This is a genomic window from Streptomyces sp. NBC_00996, from assembly GCF_045162675.1.
Taxonomy (GTDB): Bacteria; Actinomycetota; Actinomycetes; order Streptomycetales; family Streptomycetaceae; genus Streptomyces.
Map to the genome: position 1 here is coordinate 6107722 of NZ_CP108723.1, position 25670 is coordinate 6133391.

The 25670-nt window shown below is 69.8% G+C and carries 19 protein-coding genes and 1 pseudogene; 12 read left to right on the forward strand and 8 right to left on the reverse strand.

The features are described 5' to 3' along the window. The first annotated feature begins 44 nt into the window (after positions 1 to 44). Positions 45 to 575: a ParH-like protein gene (locus OG390_RS28750; protein WP_406172328.1), complete on the forward strand. Its 531-nt coding sequence runs from the start codon at positions 45 to 47 to the stop codon at positions 573 to 575. Further along, the gene (locus OG390_RS28755; RefSeq protein WP_406172330.1) at positions 568 to 1776 is read left to right on the forward strand and encodes an MAB_1171c family putative transporter; all 1209 of its coding nucleotides are present in this window, start codon (positions 568 to 570) and stop codon (positions 1774 to 1776) included. The genes OG390_RS28750 and OG390_RS28755 overlap by 8 nt, the downstream gene beginning before the upstream one ends. 158 nt (positions 1777 to 1934) lie before the next feature. Here the strand turns inward: OG390_RS28755 and OG390_RS28760 are convergent, their stop codons facing one another. The 4 genes from OG390_RS28760 to OG390_RS28775 form a co-directional block, all read right to left on the reverse strand. Further along, entirely contained in the window at positions 1935 to 2057 is a 123-nt protein-coding gene (locus OG390_RS28760; RefSeq protein ID WP_406172332.1) for a hypothetical protein, read from the reverse strand. A gap of 453 nt (positions 2058 to 2510) precedes the next feature. After that, on the reverse strand, positions 2511 to 3821 hold the full coding sequence (locus OG390_RS28765) for a hypothetical protein (protein ID WP_406172334.1): 1311 nt from the start codon (positions 3819 to 3821) through the stop codon (positions 2511 to 2513). A gap of 492 nt (positions 3822 to 4313) precedes the next feature. Then, complete coding sequence (locus tag OG390_RS28770; protein ID WP_406172335.1) at positions 4314 to 4586, reverse strand: glutaredoxin domain-containing protein; 273 nt, start codon at positions 4584 to 4586, stop codon at positions 4314 to 4316. Between the two features lie 853 nt (positions 4587 to 5439). Then, the gene (locus OG390_RS28775) at positions 5440 to 8766 is read right to left on the reverse strand and encodes an AfsR/SARP family transcriptional regulator (RefSeq protein ID WP_406172337.1); all 3327 of its coding nucleotides are present in this window, start codon (positions 8764 to 8766) and stop codon (positions 5440 to 5442) included. 83 nt (positions 8767 to 8849) lie between these two features. On the opposite strand from OG390_RS28775, the gene OG390_RS28780 reads away from it, so the two are divergent. The 3 genes from OG390_RS28780 to OG390_RS28790 all read left to right on the forward strand — a co-directional run bounded on the left by OG390_RS28780 (position 8850) and on the right by OG390_RS28790 (position 10361). Then, positions 8850 to 9167 (forward strand): hypothetical protein, encoded by a 318-nt coding sequence (locus tag OG390_RS28780; protein WP_406172339.1) that lies wholly within the window; start codon positions 8850 to 8852, stop codon positions 9165 to 9167. A gap of 66 nt (positions 9168 to 9233) precedes the next feature. After that, on the forward strand, positions 9234 to 9428 hold the full coding sequence (locus OG390_RS28785) for a hypothetical protein (protein ID WP_406172341.1): 195 nt from the start codon (positions 9234 to 9236) through the stop codon (positions 9426 to 9428). A 222-nt stretch (positions 9429 to 9650) separates the two neighbouring features. Next, positions 9651 to 10361 carry a Crp/Fnr family transcriptional regulator gene (locus tag OG390_RS28790; RefSeq protein ID WP_406172343.1) on the forward strand — a complete coding sequence of 237 codons (711 nt, stop codon included), beginning with the start codon at positions 9651 to 9653 and terminating at the stop codon, positions 10359 to 10361. A gap of 32 nt (positions 10362 to 10393) precedes the next feature. On the opposite strand, the gene OG390_RS28795 is transcribed toward OG390_RS28790, so the two are convergent. Further along, positions 10394 to 10912, reverse strand: coding sequence for a Pycsar system effector family protein (locus tag OG390_RS28795; RefSeq protein ID WP_406172345.1), 519 nt, complete (start codon positions 10910 to 10912; stop codon positions 10394 to 10396). A gap of 287 nt (positions 10913 to 11199) precedes the next feature. On the opposite strand from OG390_RS28795, the gene OG390_RS28800 reads away from it, so the two are divergent. The 4 genes from OG390_RS28800 to OG390_RS28815 are packed head-to-tail and all read left to right on the forward strand — an operon-like array spanning position 11200 to position 16799. After that, positions 11200 to 12144, forward strand: coding sequence for a hypothetical protein (locus OG390_RS28800; RefSeq protein ID WP_406172347.1), 945 nt, complete (start codon positions 11200 to 11202; stop codon positions 12142 to 12144). Continuing rightward, the gene (locus OG390_RS28805) at positions 12141 to 15074 is read left to right on the forward strand and encodes a hypothetical protein (RefSeq protein WP_406172349.1); all 2934 of its coding nucleotides are present in this window, start codon (positions 12141 to 12143) and stop codon (positions 15072 to 15074) included. Before OG390_RS28800 ends, OG390_RS28805 begins: the two co-directional genes overlap by 4 nt. After that, positions 15031 to 15759 carry a hypothetical protein gene (locus tag OG390_RS28810; protein WP_406172351.1) on the forward strand — a complete coding sequence of 243 codons (729 nt, stop codon included), beginning with the start codon at positions 15031 to 15033 and terminating at the stop codon, positions 15757 to 15759. Before OG390_RS28805 ends, OG390_RS28810 begins: the two co-directional genes overlap by 44 nt. Next, positions 15756 to 16799 carry a tetratricopeptide repeat protein gene (locus tag OG390_RS28815; protein ID WP_406172353.1) on the forward strand — a complete coding sequence of 348 codons (1044 nt, stop codon included), beginning with the start codon at positions 15756 to 15758 and terminating at the stop codon, positions 16797 to 16799. Before OG390_RS28810 ends, OG390_RS28815 begins: the two co-directional genes overlap by 4 nt. Positions 16800 to 16830: 31 nt before the next feature. On the opposite strand, the gene OG390_RS28820 is transcribed toward OG390_RS28815, so the two are convergent. Both OG390_RS28820 and OG390_RS28825 read right to left on the reverse strand, forming a co-directional pair. Beyond that, positions 16831 to 17316 carry a DNA sulfur modification protein DndB gene (locus tag OG390_RS28820; protein WP_406172355.1) on the reverse strand — a complete coding sequence of 162 codons (486 nt, stop codon included), beginning with the start codon at positions 17314 to 17316 and terminating at the stop codon, positions 16831 to 16833. Positions 17317 to 17650: 334 nt separating this feature from the next. After that, positions 17651 to 18259, reverse strand: coding sequence for a hypothetical protein (locus OG390_RS28825; protein ID WP_406172357.1), 609 nt, complete (start codon positions 18257 to 18259; stop codon positions 17651 to 17653). Positions 18260 to 18626: 367 nt separating this feature from the next. On the opposite strand from OG390_RS28825, the gene OG390_RS28830 reads away from it, so the two are divergent. From OG390_RS28830 to OG390_RS28840, 3 genes and pseudogenes are all read left to right on the forward strand, one after another. After that, entirely contained in the window at positions 18627 to 20858 is a 2232-nt protein-coding gene (locus OG390_RS28830; protein WP_406177899.1) for an N-6 DNA methylase, read from the forward strand. 90 nt (positions 20859 to 20948) lie between these two features. Continuing rightward, positions 20949 to 22958, forward strand: a complete 2010-nt coding sequence (locus tag OG390_RS28835) for an N-6 DNA methylase (protein WP_406172359.1) — start codon at positions 20949 to 20951, stop codon at positions 22956 to 22958. Next, positions 22955 to 24133 (forward strand): annotated as a pseudogene (locus OG390_RS28840) (restriction endonuclease subunit S); the annotation flags it as partial. The gene OG390_RS28835 and the pseudogene OG390_RS28840, both read left to right, overlap by 4 nt. 9 nt (positions 24134 to 24142) lie before the next feature. Here the strand turns inward: OG390_RS28840 and OG390_RS28845 are convergent. Next, positions 24143 to 25522 carry an RNA-guided endonuclease InsQ/TnpB family protein gene (locus OG390_RS28845; RefSeq protein WP_406172361.1) on the reverse strand — a complete coding sequence of 460 codons (1380 nt, stop codon included), beginning with the start codon at positions 25520 to 25522 and terminating at the stop codon, positions 24143 to 24145. Positions 25523 to 25670 lie beyond the last annotated feature (148 nt).

Below are 25670 nucleotides of genomic sequence, written 5' to 3' on the forward strand. Positions count from 1 at the left end.
GCGCTGCGCGGTCGGCGGCCCAGGGGAAACGGAAGAGGACCGGCGTGAAGGCTGACGGGCCCGGACGGATGTGGGAACGGTGCCGGCACATCGTCGACGGACTGGAACTGCCCGATCCCTTCGACGCGGTGACCTTCATCGAGATGCTCGGGCGGGCGCGCGAGCGTCCGATCGAACTGGTGCCGATCGCCGCCGGTCCGCACATCCCGTGTGGGCTGCTGGTGACCACGGACCACGCCGACCGCATCCTGTACGCGGCTGACACCACGCCACTGCATCAGCAGCACATCCTCCTGCATGAGGCGGCCCATCTCATCTGCGGCCACGACAAGACCGCCCAGGCCGATTCCGCGGCCGCGTCCCCGCTGCTGCCCCACCTCCCCGGGTCCCTGGTCCGGCGCGTACTGGGCAGGACCGTCTACACCGAGCCGCACGAACGGGAGGCCGAACTCGTGGCCTCGTTCATCCTCTGCCGAGCGGCGGCCAGGACGAACGGCCCGCCGCCCGGCACGCCGCGGACCAGGCTGGAGTCCGTGCTGGGCGCGCGGGGAGGCCGGAGCCCTGGGCGTGGCTGACCTCATGGCGTATCTCGCGGCCGCGGTCTTCCTCGTCTTCGCCGTGCACCGCCTGATGGTGACCCGCGGTGCGGGAGCCGATCCGGCGCAGGGCTTCCTGGGCGGGTCCGCACTGTGCATGGGGGTGGCGATGCTGCTTGGCGCCCCGGCGACGCAGGCGGCGCTGGACCGCCTGACGCCGGCGGACAAGCCGGTCATGCTGCTCACCCAGGAGCTGATGACGGCCGGTCTGAGTTTCCTCGTCCTGGCGGCGCTGCCTCTGCGGAAACCGGCTGCGACCCGGACGGAGACGCGGGTGCAGGCCATCCTGGCGATCATCGTCCAGGTGGCGTCGCCGGTGCTCTTCCTCCTCAGCGGCACCACAGCCGAGGGGGACGTCGTGGTGGCGGCCGACGGCCGGGGACCTCAACTCGCCGCGTACAACGGGCTCTTCGTGTGCTACGGCTGCTGGTGCCTGCTGGCCCTGGGCCGGGAACTCGTCCGGCACCTGCGACGGACCGGCCCCGGTCTGCTGCGCTCGGGCCTCCGGCTGATGACATCAGCCGTCGTGGTCGGCACGGTGTGGACCCTGTGGGCACTGGACGACATCGCGGCCATTCTCGTGAACGGGCGGCAGAAGGCCGGAGAAGACCTGGTGTCCACGTCCCTCGGTATGGTCACCGCCGCCCTCGTGACCAGCGGCGCGACCATCACCCTCTGGGGTGGGCGGCTCGCCGCGGCACTGGATCGGCCCCGAGCGCATTGGCGCTACCGGGCTCTGGAACCACTGTGGTCGGCGCTGCACGCCCAACTGCCGGAAATCGCACTCGCCTCGGCCGTTCCCTCCTGGCGGCCCTGCAGCCTCCGGCTCGCGCACTTCGTCCTCTACCGACGCGTCATCGAGATCCGCGACGGACTTCTGGCGCTGCGTCCGTACATCCACCCCGACGTCCCCGCCTGGGTGGCCGAGACCGCGGGTCCGTCACCGCACGGAGCGGTGGTCGAAGCCGCCATGATCGCGGCGGCACTGGAGAACCGGCGCGCCGGGCGGCGATACGGCGGCGCACCGGACGCGAACCAGGCCTCGTACGCGGTACCGGGCACGGTCGACGCCGAAGCCGCCTGGCTGCTCCAGGTCACGGACGCGTTCACCCGTTCCGCGGTCGTCGCCGACGTCCGCAGCCGGGTACGGGCCGCACACGCGGGGTGCCGTGTGGACTGAGGCGGTCCCCGGAACAGGGCGGCCGGGGCCGCTCTTCCCGTACCGATCCTCGTCGACGAAGACCTCGTTGTGGGACAGCCTTCGGCCGGCCCGGGTGGGGGTCCGGGACCCCGGCCACACCTGCGGAAGGGAGCCGGTGATCCAACGGCTGCCGCCGGTCAGGACGCGTCGGTTTCGGACGACGTGACGATCGACTCCTGCACGGTCGACGGCACCACGAAGATCCCCAAGGCCGAGTTCACGGTGACCAACCACGGCATCGATGCGGCGACGTACATCATTCAGCTGCAGTTCGTCGACGGCAGCGGGACCAGGGCTGCCTTGTCCTCGCCCGACAACCTCGCCGACTGTCCGGACGTGTTTCCGGACAAGTGTCGGTGGACATCGGTACCGACCGATGAGGCTGTACGGACGGTGCCCCGAGTGGTCGCCCTCGTGCCGTGGCCGGATTCGCCAGGCCGACCAGATCCGCCGACGCTTCGGCCTCACCCTCCCCATCGAGATCGCCTACGATCGCCTTCTTCGAGCGGGCCGGGCCTCCGAATCCGGCACCCGGCCGCTCCGCCAGGGCGGCGCCGCCGGAGTGTCGTGGCCGCGGCGCACGGCACCAGCCCAGCCAGTACGGCCCCCGTGCGCGGCGGTCGTTCCAGATGTTGAGCGCCGCGGCACCCCGCAGCAATTCCAGGGCCTCGCCGATTTCGCGGATCCTGTGATCGCCCGCCCGCGGGAAGAGGTCAAGACCCGTGACCGCGCCCCGGCCCCGTGCTTCGAGCGAGCCAGAGGTCCCGGTTGCCTGCGATCAGCACGCGCCCGTCCGCGAGGGTGACCGCCGTTCTCGGGGGGTCCTCGCTGCAGCCGAGGCCGGCGCGTTTCCAACCCGTGGTCGTCCCGTTGCCGACCCAGACGGAACCGCACAGCACTGTGCGGGTGTTCGGCTTGGACTTGGGCCGGGGGGCCGAGCCGACCAGGACCGGGTGGCCCGCGGAGTCGACGGTCGCGGCAGTGATCTCGCCGTCGCCCATGGCCGAGGTGTCCATCCGGGTCCAGTGGGCGCCGTCCTGGCTGGTGAGAACCAGCGGGAGGGAGTCGTAGAAGGCGCCGGCCTTGGCATAGCCGCCCACGGCGAACCAGTGGCCCGACGCATGCAGAACGCTGTGCACTTGTGTGCCCGGTGGCGTCCCGGTGATGTCGCCGGACGTCCAGTGCGCGCCGCCGTCGGCGCTGCGCCAGAACGGGATCGTGCCCGAGGAGTGGAAGTCGTAGGCGTTGGTCGCTGCCGCGCCGAAGGCGACGACCTCCTTGCCGTTGACGCCGAAGTCGCCCACGGGTGTGGACGGTTGCCGACCGTCGATCGTCGGCAGCGGCACGCGTCGCACGGTCTTGCCCGCGTCGTCGGACGCGAACACGTACGGGGTCTCCACCTGGTCGACGGTCTGGCCGCCGCCGATCAGCAGGAGCGAGCCGACCTTCACCGCGGTGTTCACCGAGGCGTCGTCCGCGGTCTCCTGCTCGGGGCGGGTGTTGAACGTCAGTGGAAGTGTGGCGAGCCGGGACTGCTCGCCGTTCGGCGTCCGGCGGGTCAATGTGGCGCCGACGCCGATCAGTGAACCGTCGTCCCACGGCACCACCACGTCGCCCGGCAGGCCGCCGCCGGGCCAGCCGCTGCGCATGGAGTACGGCACGTCGGTCTCGTCGGCGGCGCCCGGCTTCGGGGTGATCGAGAGCTTCGTGCAGCCGTCGGAGCCAGTCCAGTTGACGTTCACATAGCGGTAGCCGTTGGCGAACGTCCCCTCGCCCAGGGCACAGTCGCCCAGTGGCACCAGCTGGCGCAGGCCCTCGCGGGGCGCTACGTACCCCTTGTTATGCGGGCCGGTCACCGACGGGTAGTCCACCGCACCCGCATACTTCTTGAACCCGAGTTCTGCCGCGCTCGTGCCCCCCGTACCGGTGTCCCGTGTGCTGATCCTGCCGCATCCGCCCAGTACCAGGGTCGCACCGGCTGCCAGGCTCGCGACGACTGCGAGCCTCCCCCCGCGTCTTCTCATCCCTCCACGCTACTGAAATCCAACGCGAGATGCCGGGAGCTGCCATGGCGCGTGCTGCATACGAGCCCCGACTTCCTTCGCAGGGCCCGAGCAGGCGAGTGCGGTAGTTTCCTCGAGGGGGCGCGCGGATCTCGTCCTCCGTGGCAGGGCGTGGAAGCCGCCCGTGACTGCGGGCCGCGTTTCGCTCAAGCCACGACTCGACCCTCCCCCACACCTCCACGGTCGCCTCTTCGTGAGCCTGCTGATCATCGGTCATGATCACGACCCTGCGACCCGCACACCGCCCAGTGGGCACACTTCAACCCGAAGTCGTTGGCCGTGAGCCTGGCCCGCCTGGATCCGACCCCACGGCTACTGCCGACGCCTTCGGTGCGAACAGCGACGCGGGCGCCGGTTTCGTCGAGACCGAGGAGTACTGAAGGCTGCGCTGCGCGCATGGCTTCGGGCCGTGCAGAGGCCGTCGGCCCCGGCATCGCTGCTCCCAGCGCCGGGTCAGGACGCCAGCAGGTGCGGCGCGTACTCGCGGACCGCGTCCAGCAGTTGTCGCTTCGACGGGTTGACCATGGCGTGCCCGGCGACGGTGACGGTGGGCACCGTCTCGTTCCCGCCCGCGACGGAGCGGACGAACGCCGCTGCGTCCTTGTCCCGCCAGATGTTCCGCCTGGTGTAGCGCAGGCGGGTGAAGAGCAGGCTCAGTCGCAGTTTCATGCAGAACACGCAGCCGGGCCGCCAGTACATCACGACGCCGTCCTGTTCCTCGGGCATGGCCCTCCCCATGTGGTGTCGCTGTCTCTGGCGGCTGCAACGCCCAGGCTACTGGACTCCAGGGTCCGTCCCCGCGGGGCGTGGCCAGGATCTCGGGGCCGCCGGCCGGGGTGATCAACTGGGTCAGGATCCGGTCGGCGAACGGGGAGATCGGGGCGAGATGGTTCTCGCGCACCGAGCGCCACAGGCGCAGCGCGGGCTCGGAGTTCGGGCCGGGCCTCGTCACACAGGCCCGCGCGGCCCGCCCTCGTCCGGCGGGCGGGATCGGCGGCCTCGGGGTGCTCGGCGGCCGGCCAACGGCCGGCCTTGGCCATGGTGTCGGAGTTAATCCCAGGTCAGGCCTTTGAACTGGGGTTTCTTGTCTCGGACGACCTTGGAATCTCGGCAAATCGGGCGCTGTCCGTCTGTGCATCGTAATGCGTAGGTCGGAGGTTTGGTTTCTGTGACGAGATCGGTGATCTAGCCCTCTGACCTGGCCCTTTACCTGCTCGCAGCGGTTTGATCATGCTTGCGCGAAGGGTCCCGGTGGACGACCGGTGGACAGCCGTGCGTGACCCTCCATCAGGCACCCTTGCTGCTTCTGGGGCGATGGGTGAAATCCACCGGTCTCCGGTGGGACGATGGGCGTCGTCGGGACTGTCCGGTCCGGACAGGTCTCACGTCCGGCTCGGGTCCTGGCGATGGTTGGCCGCGAGTGCACGCAGTGGCCGCCGGGGATGAGGACGCGAGCACCGGTGTCGGCCTGGATCCTCCCGAGAGACCAGAATGCGGTCTTCCGCGCCTACCGCTACGGGCCGGAGCACACGACCTGGCTGCGGCGGGAACGGGACTGACGGGCACGGTGGCCGAAATGTCATCGGTCGAGATCCTGGTACTCCTTCGCGGGCACGCCGATGTCCGAGAAGATGTCCCATGCCTGCTGCCTCATCAGCGCAGCGGCAGCGCCGTCGGTCTTTCGATGGGCGCGGGCGAGTGTCATGAGGGTGCGGGCCTCGCCGAGTCGGTGGCCGGTCTCGCGGTGTATGGCGAGGGCTTGTTGGCCGAGAGGGACGGCCGTGGCATGGGCCGAATCGGACTCCGCTGTCGAGCACAGGGCGGTCAGGGCCTGACCTTCCACGACGCGGAAGGAGCTTTCGCGGGCCAGGGCCAGTGCCTGTTCGGCGTGGCTGCGGGCCTCGTCGTAGCGGCCTCTTTCCTGGTGGGTGAGGGAGAGGCTGACGAGGCTGTCCGCTTCGGCGCGTTTGAATCGTGCCTCGCGGGCCAGGGCGAGAGCCTGCTCGTCGGTCTGAAGGGCTCGGTCCAGACGTGCCAGTCTTCGGTGGGCCGCGGCGACGGTGTTGAGGATGCCGGACTGGACCCAGTACCGTTTCGCGTCCTTGACCATGGAGAAGGCTCGCTCGGCCTGCTCCAACCCCTCTTCATGACGGCCGAGTTCGAGGTTGATCTTCGCCATGGCGTCGAGCATCATCGCGTGGCCGTTGCGGTAACCGGCCCTTTTGTCGGAGGCCACCTCCGGGCTGAGGAGGCCGAGCCCGTCGGCGAGACGGCCGAGTTCCCAGTAGACCCCGCCCAGGGCCTGCAAGGACGCGCCGGCGTCCCACCAACTGAGCTCTGCCTCAAGGCCGACGGCACGTTCGAGGTGGTCGGCCGCCTCGCGCAGCCGGCCCAGGTCCCGGCAGGTCATACCGAGGCCGACCACGCCGAACCCTTCGAAATAGCGATTCCCGGCCTCCCGGAAGATGCGCTGGCCGATGCTGAGATCGTCGTGCGCCGCGTCGAGGCGCGCCATGCTCCACTGCGTGAAACCTCTGAGGCCGAGAGCCGACGCCTCGCCCGCCGCCCAACCGAGCTCCCGGCTGATGTCCAGTGCGCGTGCGGCGTGCTCCATCGCCTGTCGGACATGCCCCCGGTCCCACCGCGCCGCTGCCAGGCAGGAGTGCATCGCCGACTGGCCGAACAGGTCGCCTTCGGCCTCGGCGGCGTCCAGTGCCGTCTGTGCGGTGGTCTGCCATGCCTTCCGTGACAGATGGATCCAGAAGTGACTGAACAGTGCGGAGGTCAGGTACCAGGCGATGGGGTGGGGACCGTGGCGGCCGGCATGGTGGATCACGGCCAGCAGATTCGCCCGTTCCGCATCCAGCCACTGCTCGGGATCGGTGGTCGACGGTATGCCCGGGCGCTCGCAGGGGCGGAGGCTGCCGGGCAGTTCCGGAAAGAGCCCGGTCCCCGCGGCGGCACGCGTGGCGTTCAGGTACCAGATCAGGAGCCGTTCCAGCGCGGCGTCCCTGTCCGTGGCCGTCTCCTCCGCCGACGCCCGTTCCTGCGCGTACTCGCGGAGGAGATCGTGGAAGCGGTAACGGCCCGCTGTCGCGGGTTCGATCAGATGCGCCGCGGACAGGGCGCCGAGCAGGCGGCGGGCCTGCGGCGGTGGCGCGTCCAGCAAGGCCGCCGCCGCCTCGGCGGTGAACTCCGCTCCGGGGAACAGGCCGAGCAGCCGGAACAGTCGGCGCGCGCCGGGCGCCAGGACCCCGTACGACACCGAGAACGCCGTACGCAAAGGGGAGTTGGCGTCACCGCCCGACTCAAGCGCCTCCAGCCTGTTTCCCTCGGTCATCTCGGCGACCAGGTCGGCCGTCCGCAGGGCCGGGTCGCCCGCCAACCTGGCGGCGGCCACGCGCAGCGCCAGCGCAAGGCCACCGCACAGCCCGATCAGCTCGTCGACCGCGCGCTCGTTGGCGGCGACCCGGTCCGCGCCGAGTGCCCGGCTGAGCAGGGCACGCGCCTCGTCCGGTTGGAGGAGGTCCAGCGGGAGGGCGTGAGCCCCGTCGCGGGCGACGAGGTCGCCGAGCCGGTTGCGGCTGGTGACGACGACGCAACAGGTCGGGCTGGACGGCAGCAGCGGACGTACCTGCTCTGCCGAGGCCGCGTTGTCCAGCAGGACGAGCATGCGCCGATCGGTCAGCAGGGTCCGGAACACGCGGCCCTGGGCCTCGTGGTGCGGGGGGATCTCCGACGCCGCGAGCCCCAGGCTGCGCAGCAGCAACTCAAGGGCCTCGCCGGGCTCGAGGGGCTGCCGGTCGTGGTCGAAGCCGTGGAGGTTGACGTAGAGCTGGCCGTCCGGGAAGTGCTCGCGGACCTGATGTGCCCAGTGCACGGCCAGCGCTGTCTTGCCGATGCCGGCGGCGCCACCGATGGCGGAGATGACAACGGTGTTCGCAGCCACCTGGTCCTGCGCGGGCGGAAGCAGGGCGTGGAGCCGGGCGAGTTCGGCGGTGCGGCCCGCGAAGCCCGGGGCGTCGTGTGGGAGTTCGGCGGGCACGGCGCTCTCGCCTGGCGTGGTGAGCCTGAGCGGGGAAGAAGCCGGCGGACGCAGGAGGAACACGTCGTCCTGGTGCAACACCGCTTCGTGCACCCGGCGCAGCTCCTCACCGGGATCGGCTCCGAGCTCGTCACGCAGTCGTACGCGTATGTCCTCGTAGGCCTTGAGTGCTTCCGCCTGACGTCCGCAGCCGTACAGGGCCCGCACGCGCAAGGCCGTCAGCGCTTCGTCGTAGCGGTCGGACGCGGACAGCCCGCCGCGGTCGTCGAGGGCCTCGCCGAAGCGGCCCAGCAGGACCAGGCACTTGAGCCGCTCCAGCCGGAGCGTCCGCCGGCGCTCCTCCAGCCGCTGCCGTTCTTCCTGCGCGAACGGTCCCGGAAGGTTGGCCAGGGGCTCGCCCCGGAACAGCGCGAGGGCCTCGGACAACTGAACTGCCGCCGCGGCCAGATCGCCCGATGTGACGGTGCGCAGTGCCTCGTCGCTCCGCGCGTCCAGATCCGCCGTGTCGAGCCGAACCGCCTCGACGACGAAGCGGTACCAGCCCTTGCCGCTGCGGATCACCGACTCCGCGGGCTGGGTGCTTTCCGGATCGAGGGTCCTGCGCAGCGAGTTGACGTGAGTGGGCAGCACCTTGCGGCCGCCTGCGGGCGGCTCCGGCCCCCACACTGCGTCGAGCAGCCGGTCATGACTGACCACGGCCCCTTGGCGCAGCAGCAGCGCGGCCAGTACTGCCTGCCGCTTGACCGGACCTAGCTCCAGGGGCGTTGCGCCCCGCCAGGCCCCTAACGGCCCGAGCACCTCGAATCGAAGTAGCTGGGGAGATCCGCCGTCCACCGCGAAGCCTCCGTTCCCGTGAGTCATCGAAATTTCATCAGCATTGCAGCACCCCCGGCCATGGTGAGGGACACGACATCGCACAACCCGCACAAGCCAAAGGGGCCCGAGTGACCGAAGTGGAGTTGGTGGCCACCGCGTTGGCCACAGGGGCGGCGGCCGGGCTCATCGACACCCCAGGCGGGGTTGTTTACGACCTCCACGCCGCGCTGAGAGAGGCAGTCCGCCGACGGTTGGCCGGTGGCAGCTACGGCGTGCGGGTACTGGACGCGTACGAGACGGACCCCGACGTGTGGTGGACCCGGCTGCTCCGGGTCCTGACGGCCTCCGGGACGGAGATGGACGAGGAGATCCTCGCGGCGGCCCGCGCTGTGCTCCGCGCGGACCGCCGGACAGGGCACATCACCGTGGACGCGGTCGGCTCATGACGTAGTGGGCGACTCTTGCGGGCACGCTGTTGGGTGTGGGAGGTCGTCGTAGGGCCCCCGCTATTGGTGGAGGCACGCAAAGATCACCGCGAGCCGGTGCGGGAGGACCGCAGGCAGACGTACAACGTGACGTCCGAGTGGCGCAGGACCCGGCGTGGCCTGTACGCGGAGTTCCTCGCCGTGCCGACCCGGGCGGAGCGCAGGACTCCGGCGATCAAGAGTGCCCTTCCTTGGAAGGGCCGGGGCAGTGCCACGGACTGATGTACGTCGATGCCGCCGAGGGCGTCCTGATCTCGGCGGTGGCGATCTATGGGGTCGGGGGATGAAGGGCGGAGAGCACGTGGCTGCAGGGGCACAGGGGCTTGTTGGGAGTGTTGCGCTTCGTAAAGGTCTTGATGGCCAGTGGTCGGTGGTCGGAGCGCCCTCGGTTGTTCCGGAGAGACCCTCCTTGGTGACCATGTCGGAATGGAGCGGGAGACGGGGATGCACGTGACAGTGCCCAGCGGGACCGAGGAATGGCCGGCGCGCAGTCTGCTGGGGAGGCTGTCTCCCCCGGCGCGGCGGGAACTGCTCGAGCTGGGGACCGAGGTTCGGTTCGATCTGGACGCCGTGTTGCTGCGACAGGGGATGAACGACCAGCACGTACTGCTGCTGTTGTCCGGTTGCACCAAGGTCTCGGCGATCGTGGAGAACGGTGAGACCTCGCTCCTCGCCATCAGGGCCGTCGGCGACACCGTGGGTGAGATGGCCGCCATGGACGGGTCGGCCCCACGCTCGGCGACGGTCACCGCCTGCGGTCCGCTGACCGCGCGGGTGGTGTCGGACGTCGCGCTGCGGGAACTGCTGGCGCGCCGCCCCGAGGTCTCCACGGCCCTGACCGCGGTCCTCGCCGACCGGCTGCGCTGGGCCAACCGCAGGCGGCTGGACTTCCGGGGGTACCCGGCGAAGGTGCGGTTGGCCCGGGTGCTCGTGGAGCTGTCCGCGTCGTACGGAGCTCCCCGGGCCGACGGAGTGGTGATCGACGTCAGGCTGACGCAGCAGGAGCTGGCCACGCTGGTCGGCGCCGCGGAGACGACGGTCCACAAGGTACTGCGCGAATTGCGGGACGAGGGCCTGTTGGAGACGGGCTACCGTGCCACCGTCATCAGAAACCTGCCCCGGCTCAGCCGGCTCGCGGACCTGGCGGATGAATGACCGCAGCCAAGCTGTCGTCAGCCGAACCCCCGTCAGCCCAGTACCGGTCGCAGGGCCACGCTCAGCCCGGCGCTCACGCCCATGACGGCCGTGCAGACCACCGCACTTGTCAGCCAGCGGTATTTGAGCACGGCGACATGGGCGAGGAACCGCACCGTGTGCGACAACTCCCGGCGATCTGCGGCCTCGTCCGCGTGCGCGTTCTCGGCGGGCAGGATGTCGGGGCCCGACCGCAGGTGGACGAAGCTGTACCGGTTGGCGGCCCGGTCCCGCAGCAACCGCGGGCTCAGCACCGCCGCCAGACTCACCGCCCCGCCGATCAGGCCGCAGACGAACAGGGCCAACAGCGTCCCCGCGAACACGCCGGCCACGCCTCCCTGTTCGCAGACGAGCACGGCCCCACGACTCCAGGCCCCTGCCGTGCCGGCGAGCCCGGCCTGCGCCGCCGCCAGAATGCCGGCCTTCGCGTCCGCGTGCTGGTGGGTCGTCTGCAGCGCGGTGAACATGTACTGCGCGGGGCGCCTGTCGGCCGCCCGGGCGCTGGGTGTCATGGACGTCGTCTCCTCCGTCGGCGAGGGGTGTTGTGTCCAGTAACCGGTGATCGCCCCGGCCGAACCAGTCACTTCTGCGGGTTCTGGGAGTTTCGCGCGCGTTCTCACAGCTCTCGGCATTGCGTATTTCCACGGGGTTCCCACCGAGGTTGTGGGTGTACGACTTCAGTACCGGCGCTCGTACGAGGGGAGCGGGCGCCGGTCTGTCATGGAGCACATCCGTTGGTCAACAGGGGATTTCCGTGAAACGGGGTCGTCCACCTCACATGCGTGGAGCGAGAGGTGTCATGACAGAGAGCGGCACGGAAGGACCGGGCGGCACCGGAGCGTTCGAGCGCAGGCTGTTGCTTGCGGTCGACGCGAAGGGATACGGCCGCGCCGATGCGGTGACCCAGCGTGAGTTCCAGGAGGCGATCACGCGACTGCTGGGCGAAGCGGCCGCCACCTCGGGGCTGGAGCGCGCGAGCTGGGTGACCCAGGAGGGCGGGGACTCCGTGTTCGCCGTCCTGCCCGAGAGAGCCTACGAGCCTGCCCTGATCGACACCTTCATGCGTGCTCTGGACGCCGGACTACGAGCCTTCAACCAGAATCGGGTGCCTCAGGCCTGGCTCAGACTCAGGGCGGCCGTCCACTTCGGCTCGGCCTCGCCGGGAGCCAACGGCTTCGTCGGCCGGGCCCCCGTCGAGATCGGACGCATCCTCGACTGCGCGGCCCTGCGCAGGGTTCTGGAGGTGGCGCCGTACGCCTGCCTTGCCGTTGCCGTGTCGGCGACCGTCTTCCACGATGTCGTGGGGGACGCGTACACGAGCATTCCGGCGGAGGAGTTCCGTCGAGTGCGGGTCAAGGAGAAGGAGTACGAGGGAGAGGCCTGGATCTGGGTCCCGGCCGACGATGTACGGCAGCTGGACCTGGTTCTGGACCGGTCGCCGGTCGCGCTGGGCGTCGCCAGTCCTGAGAGCCCCGGCAGCCCCGGCAGCCCCGAGGATGACGAAGGGCCCGGCGGCGCCGCGACAGCGCCGCGACCGCCGGAGGGGTCCACCGGCCCCGTGGACAAGAGCGGCGCGCCCCTGGTGCAGATCGACTTGGAGACGGAGGAAGTAGCGGGAACCGCGACCATGGTGCGCACGGACCAACTCGAGGGCACCATCAAGGCCCATGCCAAGATCGGTCGCGTGACGTCCGAGGGAACCTTTGTCGGGGCGGACATCCGTACCACCAGGGACAAGAAGTGACCGCCCGGGCCCGGTCGGGCCGCGCCTTCGAGGACGTCGTCCGAGCTCGGACAGAGGCGGACTTCGTCGAGCGCGAGTGGCTGTGCGGCGGGATCGAGCGGGCTCTGGACTCCGACCGGGGCCAGTACGTCCTGGTGACGGGCGAGCCGGGAACGGGCAAGACCAGCCTGCTCGCCGGTATGGCGCGGGCACATCCCGAACGGCTTCGTTACTTCTTCCGACGGGACAGCCGGATCGCCCTCACCGGCGGGGACATCCAGTCCTTCCTGCTGTCCATCGGGCATCAGCTCGCCCGCGTGCGTCCGGAGCTCTTCAAGCTGGAACACCTCGAGGTGGTGATCAAGCAGCACATCGAGTCGGTCGAGGCCGAGGGCCACGTGGTCGGCATCAGGATCGAGGACCTGAGCGTGTCGCCGTTCCACCGAACCGCCACCCTGGAGATCGAACAGCGCGTCGGCACGCTCTCGGGCGAGGCCCACGCCGTCGAGATCGGCTCGGCCCGACTGGAGCCCCGCCTGCTGGACCCCGACAACCTGGCGCACCTGGCACTGATCGGGCCCGCGCAGGTCCTGGCCGCGCAGGATCCCGAGGCCAGAATCGTCATCCTGCTCGACGCGCTGGACGAGATTGCCGACGACGACACGACCGCGCCCAAACAAGGGCTCCTGCACTGGCTGGCCCGCTCACCCGAACTGCCCGCCAACGTCAAGGTGGTCATCACCTCCCGACCGCACTCCGGGCTGCGGCTGTTCCGCGCGGCCCGCGAGGACCGGCTCACCGACGTGGTCATCGACGCCGGCTCACCCCAGGTCGTCAACGACCTGCACACGTACGCGAACCGCGTCCTGGAGACGGATGCCGTCATCGCCGCGGAAAGGTCCAGGGGCAACCTCCCGGGCAGCACGAAGCGGTACGCCGTCCACCGGGCCGCCGGGAACTTCCTGTATCTGGCCACGTACGCACGGGCGCTGATCGACGCCGCCGAGAAACAGAACGACGAGATGGTCGACCGGCTGCTCGTCTTCAGCGGCGTACCGGGGAATCTGCCCGGGTTGTACGGCTTCTTCGTGGAGTTGGTCCGCGAGGAACTCGCCCCGTGGCCGAGGAGCCCGGGCGGTCCGTCGTCCGGGTGGGAAGGCGTGGGCCTGCCGATCATCGGTGTGCTGACCGTGGCGCGGGAGGCGCTGTCGGAAGACCAGCTCACCGCGCTGTCCGGCACACCCGTGCGGGAGGAGCCCGCGCGGAAGGTTCTCGAAAGCCTGCGCTGGCTGCTGGAACGCCGAAGTGACCGGATCGCCTTCTTCCACACCTCGGTCGGTGAGTTCCTCGCCGGGAAGGAAGCGCAGGAGAAGCACCCGGAGTGCTGGGTCGACGAGTCCCGGTGGCACGAACGGATCGTGCGGCACTACCGCGGCGCCGCGCCGAGCTGGGCGGAGGTGGACTGGACGCAGATGGACCGCTACGGCCTGGCCCACCTGGTCGCACACCTACTGAAGGCCGGGCCGGGCAGCTTCGACGAAGCCCTTGACCTGGTCTGCCCCGGTCTGCGCAAGGCCGTCCGCATCGAGTTCGGAGCCGAGGGCCGGTTTCTCGAACTCGTCGACAGCATCGCCCACCACGTCGCGGACACCGCACCCGTCGCCATCGGGCTGCCCGCGATGACGTACCTCGCGGTCGTTCGCCACCAGGCCGCGCAGTCCAGCGGCGCGCTGACGCCACGGGCGATCGGCCTACTCGCCCGGATGGACCGCCTCAAGGAGGCCCTGGAGCACGCGGCCGGGATCAGGCCGTCGCTGTGGCAGTTCACGGCCTTCACGGAGATCCTTCAGTACGCGCGCCCCAAGCCCGGCGACCCCTCGCCGGACGACCTGTTGGACCTTCTGGTCGAGTCCGCGCTGACGATCCCCAGACGAGGCGGCTTCTACGGCAACAGGGACGCGGGGCGGGCGGCCGAGGCGGCCGCACGCCTGGTGGCGCCCCACGATCTCGAACGCGCGTTGCGGCTGTGGCGGCACGGACGGGACGCGGCGACACGGGAGCCCCTCCCCGAGGAGGAGCCGGACGCCGTGTACCGCGCAGCCGTAGCCGCCGAATCGGACATGGACAAGGCCCGCTCCCTCCTCGACAGGATCAGCGGCGAGCGCTGGGCGGACTACCTGGACCTGGCGGAGCGCACCGCCCCGGCAAGGGCCTCCGAGCTGCTGCGCGCGGCCGAGTCCTGCCTGGAAACCGTGGATCCGGCGACCCGTGTCCTGGCCTTGGCGAGGCTGGCCTCCGCCTGGGCGGCACACGATCCGGACATGAGCCGGCGGTTCCTCGCCGAGGTGCGTGCGCAGGTCTTCGATGCCGGCGAAGCGAGGGAACTGGCACCCCGGCTGGCCGAGGCGGCAGGTGTGCTGGCGGACGTGGACCGGACCACGGCCCGCTTCCTGCTGGCCCGCTTGGACACAGCTGTGCTCGACGGGATTTCGCAACGCGCCATCCTCGACGGAGTGAGCCTCTGGGCCCGCTGGGAGCGGCACGAGCGCGCGCGGACTCTCGCCGACCGGTACCTCGCGAAAGCCCTCGGCGACTGGGAGGGACTCGATGTGATGAAAGCGCTGGGGCGGTCGAGCCGGGCGAAGGAACTGCGGCTCGTGGAAGGGATTCACGCCGCCCTCCCCGAGCCACCCGCCGATCTGAGGGCGTACGCGTGGCGCAGCTCGGACCGCGACGATCAACTGATCCGCGTGGTGAAGACCATGGCCGAGTACGACGTCGGGCGGGCAGAACAGATGGCCCGGGGCATAGCCCGAACCACCTGGAGGGACGACTGGTACGGCCGGCATTCATCTGGAGAATCTCAGCCTGCAGCACGACCTGAACCGGCGCGATCTGGCCGAGATCATGGCGGCCGCATGCGCATACCACGAGTACCGGATCGCCCGTGAGGTACCCAAACGTCGGATCCGCACACCGAAGGTACGCCTCGACAACCCGGTCTACGCCGCGGCCGTGGACCTCGTGAGGCCCGCACCCGGCGCCCCGCTCAGCCCTTCGTTCATCGAACGCCTGCGGAAGTTGCTCGACGCCGGCACGCTGCCCGCGACAGCGGAACTGCTCGCGTTCGCCGCGGACGTCAGGCCGGAGAACCGGCACACACTTCGCGAGCTGGCCACGGAGGTCATCGCGAAAGCCGGTGACGGTTCCGCGCTCGGCGTGGACGCACTGGCTGCCCTGGCGGTGTCGCCCGTTCTCGGCGACCTGGTGGATCCTGTCGGACTCCTGCACGAAGCCGAACGCTGCGACCCCCGCTATCCGTTCTATGAGTGGATCCCCAGGCATGTCGTGGTCCGTCTCTTCCCGGTCCTGCTGGAGCGCGCCCCGGCGGTCGCCCTGCGTAAGTTCTACGAGTCCGCTTCGGGCGACTGGTCCTCCGCCATGTGGCTGTTGGAACACGCGCCGGACGCCCTGCTCAAGGCACTGGGCACCGGAGCGGCGGCCACTCTCGGCTCGGCCATCGACCGAGGCCTCGCCTGCACCTCTCCCGAGGGCGTGGCCCCCGACGTCGTGGACGGGGTCCGGCTGGCGCAACTTGTCGCCACAGGCCCTATGGAGAGGGGGCAGGCCTCATGACGCATCCCGTCGATCCCGCGGTGGCGCGGGCTCATGCGCACGTCCTGGACCTGTTCCGCCCAAGTCCCGCCGGACCGGACGAGAGGTCCGGACTGGCCGAGGTGTGCCGCGCGGCCCGTGACCGGCTCGCGGCCATTCCGGCCCTCGACCCGCTCGATCCGCGCACCTGGAACTCGTACGCAGTGATCACGGCGGATGTACAGACGCTCCTCGGCTACCTGCGCGAAGCCGGTGTCCCGATCAGCGAGCCGGAGAGCTTCCGGTCCTTGCTGATCCGCGTCCTCTACTACCTCTACGAATCCGAGAAGGCGAAGACCGGTGTCCTCCTCGCGGAGCTCCTCCACCGCGACTGGCAGGCGCGGCTCGGGGAGACGCACGCCGACACGCTCCATGCCACTGCGCGCCTTGCCGCGTGCCTGTACGCACAGGGTGAGCCGAAACGGGCTCGGCCGCTGTTCGAGTGGGTCCATCAGCAGCAGGCGGGCCAATTCGGTGGCGACGATCCCGCCACCCTCCTCGCGGCCTGCAACCTGGGCGCGTGTGTCACCGAACTCGGGGACCACCGTGTGGCGTTCCTCCTCAACGAGGACACCGTACGGCGTTGTGAGCGACGGCTGGGAAAGGACCACGAGACGACGATCCTGGCCACGCAGAATCTCGCGGGCAGCCTCTTCGGCCTGGGGCGGCACCGGGACGCGCTGTCCCTGTACCGGGATATTCATCAGCGGCAAAGACGGGCGTCGGGCGAGGACTCCCTGCTGACGCTGAACGCGGAGGCGAGCATTGCCATCACCCTCCACAAGCTCGGGGACTACGAGGCGGCATGTGCCGCCAACGCGGACCTGTTGCCGAGGTTCGAGCGCGTGGCCGGAAAAGACCACTCGGGCACCAAGCACACGCACGCGCGTCTGGTGAGGAACCTCCGGGCGCTCGGGCGTTACGAGGAAGCCGACGAAGTCCACGGCGGGATACCGAAGTATGGATCACCGACGCCCCATGGAGGGCCGGGGGCCCTCGCGCCTCGCTTTCGAGGAGACTGAGCGCTTCCAGCATCCGCTGCGGGCGTTCCCGTCATCGCCGCAGGAATTGGCGGCCGCCTTGCCCACAGGACGCGCTCAGATCATGTACGCCACCCACAGCTCCGTCTTCGTCGACCCTGCCGACTGCCATCAGATGGGCCACCGGTGCCGTGCTGTGGACGAGGGGCATCCGGTCACCAGGTGTGATGGACCACGGGACGGTGAGGTAGCCGACCGAGCCGTCCTCGCTGATCGGCTCGAAGCGGCAGCCACCGGTGTCCCGGATGAGGAGGGCCGGAGCCACCCAGCCGGGGTTGTCGGCGAGGTACTGGCCGAAGCCCTTGGCGTGGGCGATGTCCACCTTGCGGTTGTCCGGGTCCGGCTTCGCCGGGTCGGGGATGGTGAGGATGACCGAGAGGTCGGCGAGCGGGATGCGCGTCGAGTAGACGGTCCGGCCGCCCTGGCCGGTGCGGATCGCCAGGTAAGTGGACTCCTCACGCACCAGGGAGAAGCGGGACGAGTCGACGGTGATGGTCATGGATGACTTCCTTTCCGAGCGGGTAGCCCCCGGGGGCAGTGGAGGGAGAGGGCTGGCAGCACGTGAGCCCGCCGGGTGGGGCGTGTGGGTCAGGCGTCGGCAGCGGTCGGCGGGTGGACCTGGCCGTGGACGGTGAGGGAACGGCTCCGGGTCGGCGCGTGCGTCGGGTGCGGCGTCCCCGGAGGCGAGGCGGTTGTGCCCAGCCGGAGCGACCCTCCGTATGGCCTTCTGTCGTCATTGCCGCCTTGGCGGGCCGCAGGCTGCGGCGCCGGGGCAGGAGGAACTGCCCTGTTCGACAGGCAGATTCGGGACGGCGCGGGCTCCGACTGCGACGTCAGTAGTTGCCGTTGCTCAGGATGTCGCCGTCAGCGTTGTAGACGGTGACAAGGCCGTTCTTGCTGGCCTTCCCCCGGCCGGCCTGGAAGTCGGCGAAGGCCGAGGCGAGCAGCTTGGCGTTGCCGGTATCCGCGCTGGCCAGGTCCCCGGTGTAGTCCGTGTAGATGTCAGCCGTGTCCAGGATGTCGTTGTTCTTGTCGGCGCCCTGGACCTTGGTGACGTGCGTCGCGGCCTCCCGCGTCTTCGCGGACTCGTGCTTCTTCACGTACGCCTTGAAGGCGTCGAGGGTGGACTGCTGGGGCGCGGCGGCCTTGGCGGAGCTCGTGGCCTTGGAGTTGGGGGCCTTGGCGGAGCCGGTGGACTTGGAGGTGCCGGCCGACGCGGCGGAGGACGCGGCGCTGGACGAGGAGTCGCCCGAGCCGGACCCCACCGCGGCCGCGATACCACCGATGACGATCGCGGCAGCCAGGATGCCGCCGCAACCGAGGCAGCCCAGCTTGGCCTTGGACCGCTTCTTCTGCGGCAAGGGAGGCTGCGGATAGCCCGACTGCTGCGGGAAGCCGGGCTGCTGCGGATAGCCCGGCTGCTGCGGGGGCTGGGTGGTCATCTGGGTTCCTCCCTGTTTCGGGTGCGATGTGCGGTGAGTGGCGACAGCGATGCGGAATGGACGCCGGGGCCGGCGGCGAGGGCAGCCCTCACCCATGGCGTTGCGGTGGAAGGGATCGGCAGGGATCTGGAGAGACCGGATGCGCGGCTCGGTACGACGGTCAGGCTCCCCACAGGGCACCCTCGGTCGCCGCTTCCACTCGGAAGCAGGATTAGGTAAGCACAACACTGAAAGCGGCGTCAAACAGATTGACGGACTTGACGGCCGCTGTAATGTGTTAACCATCCACTACCCGACTGGCCCGAGAGGTGCGGAACCCCACGCCATGCCCCAGCAGCCACCAGCCCAGCCGGCGCCCTCCGCGCACGTGACGGCCGCCGAGATCTCCCGCATCGCAGGGGTCACGCGCGCCACCGTCAGCAACTGGCGCCGCCGCCACGACGACTTCCCGGCCCCCAGCGCAGGCACGGAGACCAGCCCGCTCTACGACCTGCCGGCCGTCCAGGCATGGCTGCGGGGACGCGGGCACACCTCCACCGCCTCGCCGACCGAGGAGCTGCGTACGGCGCTTCGACTGCTGGGACCCGGCTCGGGTGTGACCGCGCGACTGTTCCCGCTGGTGGCTGCCGCGTCCCGCCGCCCGCCGGAGGAACTGGCCGAACTCGCCGCCGTGCCCGACGACCAGCTGATCGCCCAAGCGGAGAAGACCGCGGGCGAGCTCCCGGCTGCCGTGCCCGAGGCCGAGCCGGTCCGCTACGGTCCGGACGACGCGGGCGTGGTCCGCGCGCTGCTGGGTTGCGTCCGTGAGGCGGGGGCACAGGCCGCCGTCGACGTCCTCGCCGAACGCGAACTGGACGAGGGCGCCGCCAGCGGCGTTTACCAGACTCCGGAGGGCCTGGCCCTGCTCATGGCACGGCTGCTGCCCGCCGGCGCGTCCCGCGTCCTCGACCCTGCCTGCGGCAGCGGCACGCTCCTCGCCGCCGCCGCCCGGCAGGGCGCGCAGGAGCTGTTCGGGCAGGACTCGCTCGCCGTCCAGGGCCGGCGCACCGCGGTCCGGCTGCTGCTCGCCGCGCCCGAGGCCGAGACGGCGATCCGCGTCGGCGACAGCCTGCGCGCCGACGCCTTCCCCGACGTCACCGTGGACGCCGTCCTGTGCAACCCGCCGTTCGCCGACCGCGATTGGGGTCACGACGAGCTCGCCTACGACCCGAGGTGGGCGTACGGGCTCCCACCGCGCTTCGAATCCGAACTGGCCTGGGTGCAGCACGCCCTCGCGCACCTGGAGCCCGGCGGCCACGCGGTCATGCTGCTGCCGCCCGCGCTCGCCTTCCGCTCCTCCGGCCGCCGCGTCCGCGCGGAACTCATCCGCGGCGGGGCCCTGCGCGCCGTCGTCTCACTTCCCGCGCGTGCCGCGTATCCGCTCCACATCGGCCTGCAGATCTGGGTGTTCCAACGCCCCGAGCCGGGCGGCACGGACCGTACGACGGTGCTGTTCGTCGACGGGGAGGGCGAGCAGCGGGACGGCGCCGCGGGCACGCCGTCCGCCACCGATACGGCCACGGCCGGCGCCGGCACCCGCGGCGGCTCACGCCCCCGCCGATCCGGCTCTTCCTCTTCCGCCGCCTCCTCTGCCCCTGCCTCTTCCGCCTCCGCCGCCTCCTTCGACTGGGCGGGGCTGACCGAACGGGTCCTCGGCCAGTGGGCCGCGTTCAGCACCGCCCCCGACACCTACGCCGACGAGCCCGGCGTCGCCCGCGCGGTGCCGCTCGTCGACCTGCTCGACGACGTCGTCGACGTCACCCCGGCCCGCCATGTGCGGGCGACCGCGGCCGACATCGACCCGGCCGCCCTGACCCGCCGTGTCCGCGACCTGCACGAGCAACTGGCCGAGCAGGTCGCCACCCTGGCGGCCGCCTCCGCGTCCGGCGGGTGGCAGCCGTCCGGGGCCACGGCCCGCGAGTGGCGTACGGCGACCGTCTCCGACCTGGCACGCGGCGGGGCCCTGACCGTGCTGCGGGCGGCGACGCCCGGCACACGAGGCTCCAAGGGCTCCGCCGCCCCCGCCGAGGACCGACCCGTCCTCACCGCCCAGGACATCTCCGCCGGAAACCCCCCGTCCGGTGGGGCCGTTGACGTCCACGCCGACGCCGCGCAGCCCGTCGCCGCCGGGGACGTCCTGGTACGCGCCGTCGCGGGCGGCGGAGACGCGGCCGCGATGACCCGGGTCGCGGACGACCAGGACGCCGGAGCCCTGCTCGGTCCGCACATCCACCTCCTGCGCCCCGACCCGGCCCGCCTCGACCCCTGGTTCCTGGCCGGGTTCCTCGGCGCCGAGGACAACATCGCCTCCGCGTCCACCGGCAGCACCCTCGTGCACGTCACACCGGGCCGCCTGCGCGTACCGCTGCTGCCCCTGGAGGAACAGCGGCGCTACGGGGAGGCCTTCCGCCGCGTGTACGAACTGCGCGCGGCCGTCCGCCGAACCGCCGACCTCGCCGCCGACACCGCGGCCACCCTCACCACCGGCCTCACCGCCGGCGTACTCCTGCCACCGGACACCCCGGACACCCCGGACAGCCCGGACAACCGATCCGCCTGAAACGCCCAACACGTCCCACTGCACACGACCACACTGGATCCCTGCCGTCCCACGCCCGGACGGTGCTCTTCGGAAGGAAGCCGGGACCTCTTGAACAGCAGCAAGCACACGGAGCTGGCGAACCACGCCTGGTCCGTCGCCGATCTCCTGCGCGGCGACTACAAGCAGTCCGACTACGGCAAGGTCATCCTGCCGTTCACCGTGCTGCGCCGCCTGGAGTGCGTCCTGGAACCGACGCGCGAGAAGGTCGTCGAGACCGTCGCCAAGTTCGCGGGCCAGGAGATCGACACCGGCCACTTCCTGCGCAAGGCCTCGGGCCACTCCTTCTACAACAAGAGCGACCTCACGCTGCGGAGGATCGCGGCCGACCCGCAGAACGCCGCGAAGAACCTGCAGATCTACGTCGGCGCCTTCTCCGACAACGCCCGCGAGGTCCTCGACAAGTACGAGTTCAACCAGCAGGTCAGGAAGCTCGACGGCGCGAACCTGCTCTACCAGGTCATCGGCAGGTTCACCGACCTCGACCTGCACCCCGACGTCGTGCCCAACCACAACATGGGCTACATCTTCGAGGAGTTGATCCGCCGCTTCGCCGAGCAGTCGAACGAGACCGCGGGTGAGCACTTCACCCCGCGCGAGGTCATCAAACTGATGGTCAACCTGCTGGTGGCGCCCGACGCGGACGCCCTCAGCCTGCCCGGTGTCGTCCGCACGGTCATGGACCCGGCCTGCGGCACGGGTGGCATGCTCAGCGCCGCCGACGACCGCATCAAGGCCCTCAACCCGGACGCGACGGTGGAGGTGTACGGGCAGGAGCTCAACCCCGAGTCGTGGGCGATCTGCCGGTCCGACCTCATGATCAAGGGCCAGAACCCCGAGAACATCCGCTTCGGCAACTCCTTCTCCGACGACGGCCACGCCCGCCGCGCGTTCGACTACATCCTCGCCAACCCGCCCTTCGGGGTGGAGTGGAAGAAGGTCAAGGAGGAGGTCGAGTACGAGCACAAGTCGCTCGGCGACGCCGGCCGCTTCGGCGCGGGCCTGCCGCGCATCAACGACGGCTCGCTGCTCTTCCTCCAGCACATGATCTCGAAGATGAAGCCGGTGGACGTCAACGGCGGGGGCGGCTCCCGCATCGCCATCGTCTTCAACGGCTCCCCGCTGTTCACGGGCGCGGCCGAGTCGGGCGAGTCCAACATCCGCCGCTGGATCCTGGAGAACGACTGGCTGGAGGCGATCGTCGCCCTCCCGGACCAGCTCTTCTACAACACGGGCATCTCGACGTACTTCTGGATCCTGACGAACCGTAAGGACGCCGACCACAAGGGCAAGGTCGTGCTGTTGGACGCACGCGACCAGTGGGTGAAGATGCGCAAGTCGCTGGGCGACAAGCGCAAGGAACTCGGCGACGGGACGAACGGCCGCCCCGACCACATCGGCGACATCACCCGACTGTTCGCGGAGGCCGTCCAGGTCGCTAAGGACCCCGAACACCCGCTGCACGGCAAGGTCAAGGTCTTCGCCAACGAGGACTTCGGCTACCAGCGCATCACCGTCGAACGACCGCTGAAGCTGCGCTTCGAGGTCACGGAGGAGACGTTGGCGGCGCTGGCGGAGGCCAAGCCGGTGGTGAAGCTGGAGCAGAGTTCGGAGTTCGTCGCGGCGGTGCGTACGCTGCTCGGCTTGTCCTGGACGACGAAGTCCGAGGCGTTCATCGCCCTCAAGGACGCGGTGGTCGCGGCCGGCCTGGCCTGGCCGTCGGGAGCGCCGTTCGCGAAGGCGGTACGGGAGGCGGTCGGGGTACGGGACCCCGAGGGGGAGGTCCAGAAGGTCAAGGGCGCGCCGGAGCCGGATACGGACATGCGGGACTACGAGAACGTTCCGCTCGGCGAGGACGTCGAGGAGTACCTCAAGCGCGAGGTGATGCCGCACGTGCCGGACGCGTGGATCGACCACACGAAGACGAAGATCGGCTACGAGATCCCGTTCACGCGGCACTTCTACGTGTACAAGCCGCCGAGGCCGCTGGCGGAGATCGACGGGGAGCTGAAGTCGCTGGAGGCGGAGATTCAGGCGCTGTTGGGTGAGGTGACGGCATGACGGCCACGAACATCGCGCCGTGGCTCGCGCAATCCCGTTGGCCGACAGCTCCAATCCGCCTTGTCGCTCGTCTCGGATCTGGTCACACGCCCAGCCGGAGTGTTCCTGAATACTGGGAAGACTGTACGGTGCCCTGGATCACCTTGGCTGATGTTTGGCAGCTCAGGAAAGGGAACGTCAGCGTTATCTCCGAAACTAAGGAGAAGGTGAGTCCACTTGGCCTGACGCACTCTGCCGCTGTTAAACATCCGGCAGGGACCGTCATTCTTTCCCGCACGGCCTCAGTCGGATTTTCGGCCATTATGGGAACCGACATGGCAACAAGTCAGGACTTCGCAACCTGGACTTGCGGACCACGCTTGGAGCCAAGGTTCTTGCTGCACGCGCTCAGAGGCATGGCTCCAGACTTGATGCGCGTCGCCACGGGCTCGACGCATAAAACCATCTACATGCCGGATATTGAGCAGCTCAGGGTTCCGCTACCCCCACTGGAGGAGCAGCGCCGCATCGCCGACTTCCTCGACGCCGAGACCGCCCGCATCGACGGCCTTGTGAACGCGGAACAGCGCGTACTGGACCGTCTGGCCGAGCGTCGGACAGCTGGAGTGGTAGCTGCCGTGTCGGGCGGCGAACATGCCGGGCGCTGCGCGTCCACGCTTGCCTGGCTGGAGACGATCCCGGAGCCGTGGCAAGAAGTGCGCGTCGGACTCATGGCCCGCATGGGCAGCGGTCATACGCCAAGCCGGTCTCACCCAGAGTGGTGGGTGGACTGCACCATCCCCTGGATCACGACGGGCGAGGTGAAGCAGGTACGAGACGATCGCCTCGAAGACCTGCACGTTACGCGCGAGAAAATCAGCGAGCTGGGTCTCGCCAACTCTGCTGCGGAGCTCCATCCGAAGGGGACTGTCTTTCTCTGCCGAACGGCTTCCGCTGGATACTCGGGAGTGATGGGCTCGGACATGGCCACGAGTCAGGACTTCGTCACCTGGACCTGCGGTCCGCGTTTGAACCCGTACTTCTTGCTTTGGTGCCTCCGCGCTATGCGTTCGGATCTACTGGGTCGACTGGCGATGGGCTCCACACATAAGACGATCTACGTGCCGGATCTGCAAATGTTGCGTATCCCTCTGCCGTCACTGGATGAGCAGAGCGAGATCGTCGAGTCCATCCGCCGGCAGAACTCACGCATCGACAACCTCACCGACAAGGTTCGCCGACAAGTCGAACTGCTGACAGAACGCCGCCAAGCCCTCATCGCCGCCGCCGTAACCGGCCAATTCGACGTCTCCACCGCCAGCGGGGGCGCAACGTAACGGACGGATTGAATCCTCCCCTCCCTGAAGGGAGGGGATTCCTGGCTCACGTTGGCTGCGTACCAGCGGTCCGTCAGCTCTTACACGATCAGCACCAGCCGGGTTGAGACCAGCCCGGGCGAGCATCACGCGGGCGGAGTTCTTGTCCCTGGGGGACACGGCTCCGCACGCCGTGCAGGCGTAAGTTCGTTCTGAGAGAGGTAGTGCGTGCTTGGTTCTCGCTCCGCACTGTGCGCAGTCCATGGTGGTGTGCGCGGGGTGTACGAGGTGCAGTTCACGGCCGTGCTTGCGGGCCATGTGGATCAGAGCCTGCTTGGTCGCGCCGATCGCGGCGTCGGCCGCTTTGCGGGCCATGGTCGACTTGGCGAGGAACTTCGGCCGGAAGTCCTCCACCGCGAGGCGGTCGTGGTCGGTCACGACCTTCTTCGCCCACTTGCGTCCGGTGTCCTCACGCTGCCGCGCGACCTTCTTGTGCAGCTTCGCGGTCTGCCGCTTCGCTTCCTGGTAGCCCTTCGATCCGGGCTGTCCGCGCTTGGGCTTTCTGCGGGCCATCATCCGCTGGTAGCAGGCCAGGCGCTGGGCCGCGTTCTTGCCGTGCTGGGCGTGGGCAAGGTCGTGGGTGTCGCTGGTGGTGGTCGCGGTTTCCTTGACGCCCCAGTCGATGCCGATGTCCTGCCCGGTGGCAGGCAGCGCCTCGGTGCTCGTCACCACGACGAACGAGGCGTACCAGTGGCCGAGGCTGTCGCGGTAGACGCGAACGGAGGACAGCGACTTGGGCAGGTCCCTCGACCACACCACCGCCAGTACGATCCCGCCCGCGAGTTGCAGGCGGCCGTCCTTCAGACGGAACCCGCGCTGGGTGTAGTTCAGCGTCGGGTCGGCCGCGTGCTTCTTCTTGTACTTCGGCATCCCGGCGCGCTGCTGCTGCGGCAGCCGGGTCCTGACGTCCTTCAGGGCCTTCGCGCGGGATTTGGCGAAGTCGCGGATGATCTGCTGCTGCGGCACCGAGCTGCCCGCGCGCAGCCACGCGTTCGCGGTGCGGGCCTCGGTCAGCACCTTACCCAGCCGGGCCGGGCCGCACTTCTCGCCTTCGTGGTGGGCCTTCTTCGAGCGGGCGCAGCATTCATTCCAGATCCACCGGCACCGCGCCCACTCCGCGAGCAGCCCAGCGCGGGCGGTCGACGACACGCGCAGACGGTAGGTGTAGCGGGCATACCCGGCCTCCGCAGCCGCCCTCACCTCTGCCATCTGTTCCCCCCTCACGCTCCCCGGCAGGAAGACCATGGCCTCCCGAGCCCTCGGACGAGACCGTATGTGCGACCGCCGCACACCCGTACCCCAATCGCGCAGCCACCACCCCAACCAGCGATCACTGGCACACGCGTTCGTATCACCC